This window comes from Colwellia ponticola, from assembly GCF_005885605.1.
In the GTDB taxonomy this organism is placed as follows: domain Bacteria; phylum Pseudomonadota; class Gammaproteobacteria; order Enterobacterales; family Alteromonadaceae; genus Colwellia; species Colwellia ponticola.
In genome coordinates, this window is sequence record NZ_SZVP01000023.1 from 1 (window position 1) to 14,346 (window position 14,346).

The following is a 14,346-nucleotide window of genomic DNA, read 5'->3' on the forward strand; positions in this document are numbered from 1 at the left end:
TTAAATTCTTTGGTATATTTTTTACGTTTTGCCATTTCTGTTCTCCAGTTAAGCTTATTATGTCTTAACTGGGGTAGTCGAATCCATTAAACCACGTCAAATGCTATTTATGCGCAGGACAAATTGTTTAGTTCAAGGCGCTTTATAGTGACGTTTAGTGTTTCTTAAACGAACTATAAAGCAACGATGAAGTAGGCCAATTTAATCAGCCATAAAAAAACCTGCCGAAGCAGGTTTTAATCGTTAAGCGTTAAGTAGCTAATGCTATTTATGCGCAGGACAAATTGTTTAGTTCAAGGCGCTTTATAGTGACGTTTAGTGTTTCTTAAACGAACTATAAAGCAACGATGAAGTAGGCAATTTAATCAGACATAAAAAAACCTGCCGAAGCAGGTTTTATATTTAAAGCGTCAAGTAGCTAATGCTATTTATGCGCAGGATAAATTGTTTAGTTCAAGGCGCTTTATAGTGACGTTTAGTGTTTCTTAAACGAACTATAAAGCAACGATGAAATTAGCAATTTAGACAAGCATAAATTACATCATGCCGCCCATGCCACCCATACCACCGCCCATACCACTCATATCAGGCATAGCACCAGAGTCTTTTACCGGTGCATCAGTGATCATTGCTTCAGTGGTTAGCATTAAACCAGCAACTGAGGCAGCAAATTGTAATGCTGAGCGCGTTACTTTAGTTGGGTCTAAAATACCCATCTCAATCATATCGCCGTAAGTACTGTTACCTGCATTGTAACCGTAGTTACCTTTGCCGTTACGTACTTCGTTTAATACCACTGACGGTTCGTCACCACAGTTAGCTACGATTTGACGAAGTGGTGCTTCCATAGCACGAATAGCAACGTTAATACCGTGAGTTTGATCTTCGTTAATGCCTTCTAGGTTTCTAATGGCATCAGCAGCGCGTATTAATGCAACACCACCACCAGCAACAACACCTTCTTCAACGGCTGCGCGCGTTGCATGTAATGCATCTTCAACACGGGCTTTTTTCTCTTTCATTTCCATTTCAGTTGCAGCACCAATTTTGATAACCGCAACACCGCCAGCTAACTTAGCTAAACGTTCTTGTAATTTTTCTTTATCGTAGTCTGAAGAAGACTCTTCAATTTGACCACGAATTTGTGAAACACGCGCTTGAATGTCAGCATCATCACCAATACCATCAATAATGATAGTAGTGTCTTTAGAGATAACAACACGTTTTGCTTGACCTAAATCTTCTAAGGTAACTTTTTCAAGTTCCATGCCGATTTCTTCAGAAACAACGGTACCCGCCGTTAACGTAGCAACGTCTTGTAACATTGCTTTACGTCGATCACCAAAACCTGGTGCTTTAACCGCAGCAACTTTAACGATGCCACGCATGTTATTAACAACTAATGTCGCTAATGCTTCGCCTTCAACGTCTTCAGCAATAATTAATAGTGGTTTACCCGCTTTAGCAACGCCTTCAAGTGTTGTTAATAATTCACGGATGTTAGAGATTTTTTTATCAACAAGTAAGATAAATGGGTTTTCTAATTCAACCGTGCCATTTTCTTGCTTGTTAATGAAGTATGGTGATAAGTAACCACGGTCAAACTGCATACCTTCAACAACGTCAAGTTCGTCAGTTAGTGCTTGGCCTTCTTCAACCGTAATAACACCTTCTGTGCCTACTTTATCCATTGCGGTAGCAATGATTTTACCAACAGTTTCATCAGAGTTAGCAGAGATAGTACCAACTTGCTCAATCGCTTTGTTATCAGTAACTGGTGTAGATGAGTTTTTTAAGGCTTCAACGGCTGCAATAACCGCTTTGTCGATACCACGTTTAAGATCCATTGGGTTCATACCCGCAGCAATAGATTTTAAGCCTTCGTTAACAATAGCTTGTGCTAAAACTGTCGCCGTAGTGGTACCGTCACCCGCTTCATCATTAGCTTTAGAAGCAACTTCTTTCACCATTTGTGCGCCCATGTTTTCGAATTTATCTTCTAATTCGATTTCTTTGGCAACAGAAACACCATCTTTAGTGATAATTGGACCACCAAAAGATTTGTCGATTACCACATTACGGCCTTTAGGGCCTAAAGTGACTTTTACTGCGTCGGCTAATATGTTTACGCCTTTAAGCATTTTTACGCGTGCGTCATTACCAAATAATACATCTTTTGCAGCCATGTTATTTAATTCCTATAATTTTGGTTATTATCACAATTTCAAATATCGTATTTAAAATTGTGTTTAGTTAATATTTTGGCTTTACTTTAAGCTAATAGGCTCAAGAGCAAAGAAAAAGCGCGGAGCTGACGGTAGTCAGTGAGCACTTTTGATGCCGCTATTGTGTGCTAGTAGCGACAAGTTAAGCTATAAATTATTCGACGATTGCTAAGATATCGCTTTCAGAAAGAATTAGTACTTCTTCACCATCAATTTTTTCAGTTTTAATGCCGTAGCCTTCACTGAAGATAACTTGATCGCCAACTTTAACATCTAGAGGACGTACTTCACCATTTTCTAAAATACGGCCATTACCTACGGCAATAACTTCAGCACGAGTAGATTTTTCAGCAGCGCTACCCATTAATACGATACCGCCTTCAGATTTTGACTCTACGTCTTTACGTTTAACAATAACACGATCATGTAGTGGACGAATGCTCATTAATTCTCTCCTGAGATTACTTATTTAATTAATTAGTTATTTATCTAGTTAAATGTTTCATTATTTAGCTAAATATTTAGTGACGATACTAGTCATCATTAACAACTAGATTGTTGCTAATAGAAGTGGGGGTAAAAAAATCCTTCACAAGTGCAAAATTAAAAAAATTAGCTTATAAATTAAGTATTATACTCTTGGTCTTAGGCATGGGTGTTGTTAATCTTTGCGTTTAAATTCTCCTTCTAAGGTTTCACCTTGGTGATGTGAAATAGACTCTGGTGGTGAAGTAAAAGGATCCGCTGTTTTTTCATGTTCATAAACATTACCCGTTGCCTCTTGATGAAAAGAAGCACTCGCGCCAAATTGATTCACCTTAATATGGGCTTGAACCTTTCTACCAATGGCGGCGCGCACACCGGGTATCAGTAGTAATAAACCAAAAATATCAGTAACAAAACCTGGTGTTACTAATAAAACACCCGCAACTAATAACATTAACCCGGTCACTATTTCACCCGATGGCATTTCACCTTGCGCCATTTTAGTTTGTACCGATTGCAGCGTGGCTAAACCTTGCTGACGTACATACTTAGCCCCTAACCATGCGCTAAGAATAACAATAGCGACCGTTGGCCAAAGTCCAAGTAAAGCACCGACCTGCATAATCACCGTGATTTCGATGATGGGAATAATAATAAAAAGTACAAACAATAATTGAAACATAATGATTCCTTAATTTCTATGAAACTTATATTGGGTTTAACAGGTCTTTTTCAAGGTCAATATTTTATCTATAGCAACGTAGCGACATTTGCGATAAGTTTTTCTTAATACTCAAGGTATATAATGTATCAATCGCGTTAGGTAACTTGTAGTAACAGCAAAGCGATTGAGTAAAAAAGCGGTATCACTTAATATGCATTGGTTTTATATAAGAATTAGCTAATAAAAGTAAATTGGTCACCTTACCAATGATCAAATAAACCATAAACCTAATATACACGTATAACGTGTTGATATGATTACCTTGAATATCCAGCAAGGTAATAAGCATGATTTACACTGGATCACTTATTTTTTGAAGTAGGCTTAATGAAAATTTTACTATCCCTATGCTTTGTAATGTTAGCAGTTTTTACTTTTCACCCTGCTCAAGCAGTAGAAAAAAAATCTATTTTTGATATTTCAAATACTAATTTATTTAGTAATGATGATGAGTTTTTGAAAGTTGACCAAGCGTTCGCGTTAAATTTTCATCAAAAAAATAACCTATTAGAGATTAGTTTCGATATCGCTCCTGATTATTACCTTTACCGACATCAATTTAAGTTTGCCGGTGAAAATATTAAATTCATGCCCGTTTTATTACCTGAAGGTATAGATCATGAAGATGAATTTTTTGGTGTACAAAAAATATTTACTGAGCAATTAACGTTCACCGTTAACCTTGAGCAAGTATCAAGTGATGCCAGTATCAAAGTAACTTATCAAGGCTGTGCTGCAAAAGGCTTATGTTATGCGCCAGAAAGCAAGGTAATAGAGCTAAGCCAATTTGTTACCAGTGCTTTATCTATTAATAACTCGTCGTCGTTAACGAACAACAGTACGGTTAGCGGTAATAATAATGCCGCAAACAACCAAAGTGGTACTCAAGAAAGTGAGCAACATCAGTTATCTGACATGCTCAAACAAGAAAGTTTATTACTTACGTTAATTGCCTTTTTTGTCGGTGGTTTATTACTATCATTTACACCTTGTGTGTTCCCTATGTACCCTATTTTAACAGGTATTATTGTCGGTCAAGGTAAAGGGTTAACCACCAAAAAAGCATTCACTTTATCTTTTATTTATGTGCAAGGTATGGCGATTACTTATACTTTATTAGGTATTGTTGTTGCGTTAGCAGGCGCAAAATTTCAAGCCCTGTTTCAACACCCTTACGTGCTTATTAGCTTAAGTGTTTTGTTTATCTTTTTAGCCCTTTCTATGTTTGGTGTCTTTAACTTAGCATTACCCACCAGTTGGCAAAACAAATTAAATAACATCAGTAACAAACAAAAAGGTGGTTCGATTACTGGCGTATTAATGATGGGCGTTATTTCAGGGCTGGTAGCCTCGCCTTGTACTACGGCACCATTAACGGGGGCTTTGCTATATATTTCTCAAACAGGCGATGTTGTGCTCGGTGCCTCAGCATTATATGCGTTAAGTTTAGGTATGGGCTTACCATTATTAGTGTTAGGTAGCTCTGGCGGCAAGTTACTGCCTAAAGCAGGTGCTTGGATGAATATAATCAAAAATATCTTTGGTTTATTATTATTAGCCGTACCAATATTTTTACTCGAGCGTTTTATTCCTGAAGTGGCCAGCCAAGCATTATGGGCTTTATTATTATTAGCCAGTGCGAGTTACTTTTATGTTGCTAACCAAAATCATGTTACATCACAAAAAACACCACAAGAAAAAGGTTTTTGGTATGGTGTACGTTCTTTAGTTATATTTTTAATGCTGTTTTTTGGCGCTAATATGGTCTACCAATTAGTTTTTCCCGGTAAAAATATAACGACTAATGAAGTTCAACATGCCACATTTAAGCAGGTGACCTCGTTAGCGGAGCTAAAAAGTGAAGTGATGGCGGCGAATACTCAAGGCAAAACCGTGATGGTAGATTTATATGCTGATTGGTGTATTGCTTGTAAAGAGTTTGAAAAATATACCTTTGTAGATGCTTCAGTGCAGCAAGCACTAGCCAACAGTGTTTGGCTACAAATTGATATGACAGATTTTGATTCGAACGCCAATGCTGAACTGGCAAAGCATTATAGTGTTTTCGGCTTACCCTCTATTTTATTTTTTGATTTACAGGGAAATGAACTGACTAAACAACGCACTACCGGCTTTATGGATGCCGCTGAGTTTAGTGCTCATGTTAGGTCAACCTTTAAGTAGCACTGATATAATGACTTAAAGCTGCAGAGTTGATTAGTTGGTCAGCCTCAATAAAATGGCTGATTAACTAATTAACTAGGCTATTAGCCTAGTCACTCAACAAATAAGTCATAAGAGACTACTCATTCCAAACATTTTCACTTATTGCCTTTGGCACTCGCCAATAACCACCGGTAGTTTGTTTATCTAATGAAAGAAAGAGCTCTTTTTCAGGAATAGGTTTTGAGTAGTAATATCCTTGAATAATATCACAGTCATTCTCTGTTAAACTACGCAATTGTGCTTGTGTTTCAACACCTTCAGCAACCACTATTAAGCCTAAGTTTTTCACCATAGCAATAGTAGATGTAATAATTTGAAAGTCAGAATGATTTTCTAACATGCCAAAAATAAAACTTTTGTCTATTTTAATGACATCAACAGGCATTTTCTTTAAATAAGCTAACGACGAATAGCCTGTACCAAAATCATCAATGGCAAAAGTAAAACCTATCCTTTTTAAAGATTCCATCATCGCAATAGTGTGATCCATATCTTTAACAAGCGTTTGTTCTGTTAACTCCAACTCAAAGCTTTTTGCGGTTAATGAAAATTCAACCAGTAAATCACTTAAAAATCGGGGTAAATTAATATCAAGAAATTGTCCCGCAGATAAGTTAATGGCAATACGCACATCGGCTAAGCCATATTTTTTTAATTGTATGGCTAACTCAAAACAGCGTCGGATAATCCAATAACCTAACTCAATCATATGCTGCGAGTTTTCTAATATTGGGATAAAATCCTCTGGTGAGATCATTCCTCGGTCTGGATGCTGCCAACGCAGTAATGCTTCAAAACCATATAATTTTTTAGTTTTAGCACATATTTGTGGCTGTAAGCTTAAACTAAACTGTTGCTTAGCCAATGCCTGCCTTACTTCACCTTCAAGCATGACTCGATGAGCAACTCGTTGAAACATTTCTGGATGATATATATGATATTGACTACCACCATTATCTTTGGCTTCATACATGGCAATATCAGCATGACTAATCAAGTCATCGGTTTTTTCTGTAGCTGATTCAGTGTAAGCAATACCTATACTAGTTGATACATAGAAAATATTACTTCCTAGTTTAATCGCTTCTTTAAACTGAAATAGTACTTTTTCTGCTACTTTAATCGCTTCATCAACGCCACTAAGATGATTTAAAACAATAACAAATTCATCACCACCAAAGCGACAAGCTAAGTCAGCTTCACGAACACTTATTCGAACACGCTCTGCTGCTTGAATCAGCAGTTTGTCGCCAATATTGTGCCCATTACTATCATTAACCTTTTTAAAGTCATCTAAATCAAGAAAAAGTACCGCAACGCCATTTTTGTAACGAGTAATATTACCTATTGACTTACGCAACTGATAATTAAGCATATTCCTGTTAGGTAAACCTGTAAGCAAGTCGTACATGGCAATATTTTCTAATTCTTTGGTTTTTTGCTCTACCACCAAATTAAGTTGTTCTAACTCAAAACTAAGCTCTTGTGATGAGTCTATTAAAATATCTAATTCATCGGCAAACATCCGTGGTCTTTTCAACTCAACTTGGCGAAATTCATCAAACTTTTTTTGCGCTAATAACGGCAAGGCATTGGACAGTAAAAGCAATCGTTTAGTAAACGGGCTTGAGATAAAGTAAACAAAACCTGCTAGTAAAATAAAAATAAGACTTAACGAAAGAATAAAGCGTTTTTGGTAATTATCATTTTTTGCTTTATATAGGGTTACATCATCAATAAGGGCGAGGTAAAAATTATGATCGGCTTGTTTTGATAACGTAAGTAAATTAAATAAGTAGTTACTCTTTTCTAAATCTAGTTGCACGCCTTTTTCTAGTACTTTATTAAAAGCTGAATAAGGTTTCCCTTTCGCTAATAACATATTCGTTAACGCCATATCTGAGGCCGACATAACATTAATTGAACTAGGCTGTATATCTTGTTCATGTGTTACCGGCACACTAATAATAGCAACATCTCTGTCTAAAGTAGTTTTTAACGCAAATAACATATCTACAAGCGAAGTACTCATGGTAACAACAACCATGTTCCCTTGCTTATTCAGTAAAGGTAAACTCAATAATAATTGACAACTTTGTGCACAATATATGCGATGTTCTGGCGCTTGTAGCTTCAACACTTGTGCAATGTTATCTTGTACTACTTGAGGGAAGTCGTTGGTTGAAAACAAGATATTTTCTTTATCATCAACCAACCAAATATCTTCTACATTAAGGTGTAACTGTAAAGCATCATACTGCTGCTCAAGCTGCATCGCTAAATTAGAAAAGTTATTTTGTTCTGATAGTTTTATTAAATCGGTAAACGACTCTAGCCAAACAATGAGCTTTGTACGGAGAATATTATTATGTAAATTTACTTGTACTTGGCCTTGCGTGATATTGTTGTGTTGAAATTCTTGATAATCGGCTTGTAAGCGCCAATAAGATAACGAAGAGAAGCCTAACGATAACAAAAGTAAAGTTGACACGATTAAAATTAATAGTTTTGTTGGTACGCCGATAAATTTTTTATTCATAATATCTTTATTTAAAAGTAGTACTTAAAACCAGTACATGAGTTGCACGGCCCACATCTGCCAATTTTCGGAATTATTAATGAGTTTATTAGGTACCACTACAGGGGTAAGTCTACCCGCACCATTTACCCAATGATATTCCATACGTGCACTAAAATTACTAGTAATATCGTAATTTAAGCCTAAAGTCATATCTTTATGAAAACCAAAGTAATATGGCACTTGACCAGCACTATTTTCCTCCAGTTTCTTACCGTTTTTATCATCTTTATCTAGGTAAAAATTTTCATAACGCGCTAATAACGTTAACGCTTTATTTACTTTATAACGCGACTGTAAGTAAAAACCTTGTCCAATATTATCCACATGATAATCTGGCTCATAAAAGCCATTCATCACAAAGCGCTGTTGGTATATTTCACCACTAAACTCCCACTTTTCACCTTCATAAAGCGCATTGATAGTATAAAATTGCAAGCTAAATTTAGAATCATAAAAAAAGTCAGCTTGAGTGTTTTTTTCATAGTTAAAGTCTGAGTCAAGCAAAGAGAAGCCAAAGCGCCATGGTGAAAAGCTCGGCTGCCAGTAAAAACTGCCCTGTGTTTCATAATCTTGTTCTGCCTCACCTAAAGCAAAGTCCCCTAAAATAATATTGGTTTGCTCATCAGAAATGGGCGAGCTACCATAACTTAAGGTAAAATCGAAGTTACCTAAAGTATCATTACTGTGGCTAATTTTTATTGCCGCACCGTCACTACCTACGGCGATATCACGAAAACCGTCAAAGTAAACTGATTGTGGTAAAATAATACTAGGGCGTGCAAAAGGAACCACTCGTGAACTAGAATAAAGCCAATGATTGTTTTTAAAGCGCCCTAGATAAACATTCGCCTGCCAATATTGGTCATTATAAGCAGACCAATCAATCAGGGCGTAATCTACTCGAAAACCTTTTTCATAACGGTTACCGCCATCTAAATAAACGACTTGGCCTGCAAAGCGTAGCGTATTGGTTAATTGATATGAGGCGTTTAGACCTAGCTCAGTTAACTCCGTAGATAATTCACCATCATCATTGACAAAGTCACTACCATTAACATCAATAAGACCTTGAGAAATGAAACCGTGTAATTGAAAATCTTGTGCATTAATATAGCCATGTTCTGCGGTTGCTTGCGTTACGCTCAAACAAGTACTGATAAATAAAAAGGCCCACAATATTGTGCGAACACAAAAGTGCCTCCTACTAGATAGCTTTTTGATTATAAGTATTAGGTAAACAGCTGTATTAGCTTTTAATTTTAACAATATTAACTACTCCTTTGCCGCTAATTGGCTGCGCTTTATTCTGCTCACTATGATTGATAGTGTCTTGCTTATCATCTAATGTTATTAACATATCTTTTTCTATATAGCCTATTGAACCTGGTGTATTGATAATGGCCTGAAGTAATTCTTGTTGGGAGGACACAATAGTCGGAGCAACACCTAACCCAGAGTAAGTGAGCTTGTGCCAGATACGATTCAGTTGATAGGGGAATATTTGCAATAATTCTTTGGCAAAACGTTGATGCAGCTCATCTTGGTTAGGAAGCACAAAGACATTGATAACAGTATCATCACTCCAACGTAATTGGCGCATAGTATAAATTCGTCGTAGTTGAGATTTAGTCAATTGACTATCAATGACTTGGTGGTGAGTAACTATCTCAATAGCCATAACTTGTGAAGTAACAAGACATGCAAACATGAGCATAATAATAAGAGCATAATGTTTAATAACTGGTTCCTTCATAAAAACAGAACTGAGGCAGGGAAATCATCGTAAAATCAATGTGGTAATAGCAACAAAGCCGTAATAATAGCCCAAATCAACAAATAATCAAAGATTTACCTTACTTTGACTTTGTCCTGAAGAGGTATGACCAGCACTTTGCTGCTATATTCCTCGAAAACATATCTATTATCGTCAATAATAAAAAAAACCGTAAAATATAAATTTTTTTGTTCACAGCACCTTCATTTTATGTAATTATTAGCATTATTATTTTTTAATGGTGTTTTAGCAGAAGATGAACGCAAAGTTTACAGTTTTAGTGTTAAATGGTCCAAATCTAAATATGTTAGGTATGCGAGAGCCTACTATCTATGGCAAGCAAAGCTTGTCTGACATTATCACTGACCTTAGCCAACAAGCTGATAAAAAGCATATCAAGTTGCAGCACCTACAAAGCAATGCTGAACATGAGTTAATTAACGCTATTCACAACGCTTACCAAGAGGTTGACTTTATTATTATCAACCCTGCTGCGTTTACACACACAAGCATTGCCCTAAGAGATGCTCTACTTTCTGTAGGTATACCCTTTATAGAGGTCCACCTGTCAAATGTACATGCGCGTGAAACATTTAGAAAGCACTCCTACTTGTCTGATGTTGCTACAGGTATTATTTCTGGCTTTGGCGCACAAGGTTATAGTTTCGCGCTTGACGCCGCCTATAGCTACCTAAATAAAGCACAGATTAATTAATTTAAAGTTATTTATTTATATAAATTAGTACATATAAATAAATAACAAACCGCAATAGTTAATGAACTATCATTAACCTATATTTTAAAAATATTATTTTAGTAACCCAAATTAAGGTGTCCCAATGGATATTCGCAAAATCAAAAAACTTATCGAACTGGTTGAAGAGTCTGGAATCAACGAGCTAGAGATCTCTGAAGGTGAAGAATCAGTACGTATTAGCCGTGGCGCTGTAGCCATGCAACAAGCACCTATGATGCAAGCAGCACCTGCTATGCAACCAGCTCCAGCCGCTGCACCTGTAGCTGCTGAAACTGCTGCTCCTGTGCAAACTGGCCATATTGTTCGCTCACCTATGGTCGGTACTTTCTATGCATCAGCTTCACCTGATACACCACCATTTGCTGAAGTAGGCAAACATGTTAATGCTGGTGATACTTTATGTATTGTTGAAGCAATGAAGATGATGAACCAAATTGAAGCTGATAAATCAGGTGTTATTAAAGAAATTTTAGCTCAAAATGAAGACGCTATTGAGTTTGACCAACCGCTATTCATCATTGAATAAGCCCAACCAAGAGGTTTATTCCATGTTAGATAAAGTTGTTATCGCCAATCGCGGCGAAATTGCCTTAAGAATATTACGCGCTTGTAAAGAACTAGGTATTAAAACAGTTGCTGTGCACTCAACCGCTGACAAAAGCCTTAAACATGTTTTACTAGCTGATGAAACTATTTGTATTGGTAAAGCAGCAGCGCCAGATAGCTACCTTAATATTCCAGCAATCATTACTGCTGCTGAATTAACAAACGCTGTCGCTATTCACCCTGGTTACGGTTTTCTTGCTGAAAACGCTGACTTTGCCGAACAAGTTGAAAACTCTGGTTTTGCCTTTATCGGCCCTAAAGCAGAAAGCATCCGTATAATGGGTGATAAAGTTGCCGCAATCAAAGCAATGAAAGTGGCGGGTGTTCCTTGTGTACCAGGTTCTGACGGTCCTTTAAATGACGATGAAGCCACAAACAAAGCACACGCTAAACGTATTGGCTACCCAGTTATTGTTAAAGCAGCTGGCGGTGGTGGTGGTCGTGGTATGCGAGTGGTACGTAGCGAAGCAGACTTAATTGATGCTATTGCATTAACCAAAAAAGAAGCTGGCACAATCTTTAAAAATGATATGGTTTACATGGAAAAATTCCTTGAGAATCCACGTCATGTAGAAATTCAAATTATGGCTGATGGCAAAGGTAATGCTATTCACTTAGGTGAACGTGACTGTTCAATGCAGCGACGCCATCAAAAAGTAGTTGAAGAAGCTCCAGCACCAGGTATTACGCCTGAAATGCGCGCCAGAATAGGTGAACGTTGTTGTAATGCTTGTATCGAGATTAACTATCGCGGTGCTGGTACTTTTGAGTTCTTGTATGAAAACGGTGAATTCTACTTTATTGAAATGAATACCCGTATTCAGGTTGAGCACCCTGTTACTGAAATGATCACGGGTGTTGATTTAATTAAAGAACAGCTACGTATTGCTGCTGGTTTACCGCTTTCTTGTACACAAGACGATATAAAAATTTCTGGTCATGCTATTGAGTGTCGTATCAATGCTGAAGATCCTCGTACTTTTATTCCTTCACCGGGCAAAATTACGCGCTTCCATTCACCAGGTGGTTTAGGTGTACGTTGGGACTCACATATTTATGCTGATTACTCAGTGCCGCCACATTATGACTCTATGATTGGTAAATTAATTACTTGGGGTGATAATCGCGATGTTGCCATTGCCCGTATGCGCAATGCTTTATCTGAGTTAGTCATTGATGGTATAAAAACCAATATTGCTTTGCATAAAAGTATTTTAAATGACAAAGGCTTTATTAATGGTGGCGCCAACATCCATTACCTAGAGCAAAGATTATCTGAATTTGATTAATAGCAAAGTAAAGATATAAAAAGTACTCTAGGGTACACTCAATAAAAGCTCTGCAACCGCAGAGCTTTTTTGTTATTCTAATCTCAAAACTTCCCCCTTTATTTTGAGTTAACGCTTATGTCATATCCTCTTGAAAAACCAATAGCTCCAGCAGATGATGATTGTTGTGGCGGCGGTGCCTGTAACCCTTGTGTTTGGGATCATTACTACGCTGAGTTACAAAAATGGCGTATTGCACAAGCTAAAATCAGAGAGCAACAGCAAGTTGAAGCAGCGAGTAAAGCTCCTTAACGCAATGAGCGTACAAAGTAGCGCTGTTGATTACTGAAACGGTAAAAGTAAAAACCCAGCAAATATGCTGGGTTTTTTGTTTAATCACTGTAATTTACTATTTAAATTTACAGTTTTAGATTATACGTTTCCTAGAACGGTAGTACCCGTAAGATTTTAATCCAACAAAATACACCGACCCAAAAAGACCATAGTCAAAACAATAAAAATCAATAAGTTACAACACATACCAAACAAAAACAACACATATTATATTTACACTTATTAAGTGAACGTAAATATTAGAAATTGGCAGGAAATTCAGTTGGCTTCACTTTACACGTTTTGGAGTGATTAGTAATAGAACGTTTAAGTCCATCTCTATACTGAGCAATTTCGATTCTTATCGTGATAATATTATTTGAAACATTCATGTCACCTGTAGTTTTATATTTCGGGTCTTTAGGAATGCTTATCTCTGCTAACAACTTATTTTTACATCTAATAGATTGCTCTCTTACGTCAGATTTCCGATATGCCATATTCTTCGACTTAAGCTCTTTTTTTTCTCTGAATTCTTTTTCTTTTTGTACTTTTTTTTCTGCTACCAGCTTGGCTTGAAGAGCTTTTTCCCTATCTTGATCTTGCTTTGCAAGTTGCTCTTGTTTAATTTGTATAGCTCTCTTTTTTTCTTGGTTTTGTCTTAATCTGCGATCGGCCTCTTTTTTTTCTTTGGTGCGAAGATCACAGTGTAGAGGGGAATAATTCATCCACTTACCGTAAGCATTTGTCATGGTCATAAACATATAGCCGTCACGCTGCTTGTACATTCCTGTAAGGGCAATATCTCCTTCGGAAGTAAGCTTGTTAACCTGCGAAGGGAAAGTAATGTCTTGCTTAAAACAGTCCTTTACCTGAACTCTCTGAGATTGAGTGAACCCTTTTGAATAAAGCAGATCGCCAGCGAGTGCGTGTGTAGACAAAGTAGAGGCACTGATTAAAAGCACAGCGTAAAAAACAAGGATGATTTTTGCATTTTTTTTCATTTCTAGTAAATCCTACTCTTATAATTATGAGGAAGAGCACTGCATTCGAAGGAGACATTAATATTTTAAATTCCCTTACGTCAACTAAGCGCTCATTCAGCATTCGATACGTTTATTCGGTAATAAACATATCGAAAGGAAAAAGCTAACTCCTAAAATATTGCATATATCCGAGACCGAAATAACCATGTCACCAGATATTATATATTGCTAAATAATACTATGATTCAGTATCCAGTTATACAAATCAGATAACTTTGATTTGTAGATAATTGGACTCCCCTACACCCGAAAACGTAGGCTAATATATCATTACCACGTAATTTGATTATAAAGAGTTCTTAAAATGCATAAAACTATAG

The 14,346-nt window shown here is 36.8% G+C and carries 12 protein-coding genes; 5 read left to right on the forward strand and 7 right to left on the reverse strand.

Going from position 1 to position 14,346, the window contains the following annotated elements:
- Positions 1-536: 536 nt before the first annotated feature.
- From groL to FCS21_RS15490, 3 genes are all read right to left on the reverse strand, one after another.
- Positions 537-2,186: a chaperonin GroEL gene (gene groL, locus FCS21_RS15480; protein WP_138624441.1), complete on the reverse strand. Its 1,650-nt coding sequence runs from the start codon at positions 2,184-2,186 to the stop codon at positions 537-539.
- A gap of 193 nt (positions 2,187-2,379) precedes the next feature.
- A complete protein-coding gene (locus FCS21_RS15485; protein ID WP_138624442.1) occupies positions 2,380-2,670 on the reverse strand; it encodes a co-chaperone GroES in 291 nt (96 codons plus the stop codon).
- A gap of 216 nt (positions 2,671-2,886) precedes the next feature.
- On the reverse strand, positions 2,887-3,393 hold the full coding sequence (locus FCS21_RS15490) for an FxsA family protein (RefSeq protein ID WP_138624443.1): 507 nt from the start codon (positions 3,391-3,393) through the stop codon (positions 2,887-2,889).
- A 369-nt stretch (positions 3,394-3,762) separates the two neighbouring features.
- Here FCS21_RS15490 and FCS21_RS15495 point away from each other — a divergent pair, with 369 nt between their 5' ends.
- Complete coding sequence (locus FCS21_RS15495; RefSeq protein ID WP_138624444.1) at positions 3,763-5,619, forward strand: protein-disulfide reductase DsbD; 1,857 nt, start codon at positions 3,763-3,765, stop codon at positions 5,617-5,619.
- A gap of 118 nt (positions 5,620-5,737) precedes the next feature.
- On the opposite strand, the gene FCS21_RS15500 is transcribed toward FCS21_RS15495, so the two are convergent.
- From FCS21_RS15500 to FCS21_RS15510, 3 genes are all read right to left on the reverse strand, one after another.
- A complete protein-coding gene (locus tag FCS21_RS15500; RefSeq protein ID WP_138624445.1) occupies positions 5,738-8,200 on the reverse strand; it encodes a putative bifunctional diguanylate cyclase/phosphodiesterase in 2,463 nt (820 codons plus the stop codon).
- Positions 8,201-8,224: 24 nt separating this feature from the next.
- Positions 8,225-9,388: a hypothetical protein gene (locus tag FCS21_RS15505; RefSeq protein WP_187695302.1), complete on the reverse strand. Its 1,164-nt coding sequence runs from the start codon at positions 9,386-9,388 to the stop codon at positions 8,225-8,227.
- Between the two features lie 100 nt (positions 9,389-9,488).
- A complete protein-coding gene (locus FCS21_RS15510; protein ID WP_187695303.1) occupies positions 9,489-9,995 on the reverse strand; it encodes a hypothetical protein in 507 nt (168 codons plus the stop codon).
- A gap of 277 nt (positions 9,996-10,272) precedes the next feature.
- On the opposite strand from FCS21_RS15510, the gene aroQ reads away from it, so the two are divergent.
- From aroQ to FCS21_RS15530, 4 genes are all read left to right on the forward strand, one after another.
- Complete coding sequence (gene aroQ, locus FCS21_RS15515; RefSeq protein ID WP_138624446.1) at positions 10,273-10,731, forward strand: type II 3-dehydroquinate dehydratase; 459 nt, start codon at positions 10,273-10,275, stop codon at positions 10,729-10,731.
- 124 nt (positions 10,732-10,855) lie between these two features.
- Positions 10,856-11,299: an acetyl-CoA carboxylase biotin carboxyl carrier protein gene (gene accB / locus FCS21_RS15520; protein ID WP_138624447.1), complete on the forward strand. Its 444-nt coding sequence runs from the start codon at positions 10,856-10,858 to the stop codon at positions 11,297-11,299.
- Positions 11,300-11,321: 22 nt separating this feature from the next.
- On the forward strand, positions 11,322-12,668 hold the full coding sequence (gene accC / locus FCS21_RS15525) for an acetyl-CoA carboxylase biotin carboxylase subunit (RefSeq protein WP_138624448.1): 1,347 nt from the start codon (positions 11,322-11,324) through the stop codon (positions 12,666-12,668).
- 117 nt (positions 12,669-12,785) lie between these two features.
- Positions 12,786-12,959, forward strand: a complete 174-nt coding sequence (locus FCS21_RS15530) for an oxidoreductase-like domain-containing protein (RefSeq protein ID WP_138624449.1) — start codon at positions 12,786-12,788, stop codon at positions 12,957-12,959.
- Between the two features lie 281 nt (positions 12,960-13,240).
- Here the strand turns inward: FCS21_RS15530 and FCS21_RS15535 are convergent, their stop codons facing one another.
- Positions 13,241-13,984, reverse strand: coding sequence for a hypothetical protein (locus tag FCS21_RS15535; RefSeq protein ID WP_138624450.1), 744 nt, complete (start codon positions 13,982-13,984; stop codon positions 13,241-13,243).
- Positions 13,985-14,346 lie beyond the last annotated feature (362 nt).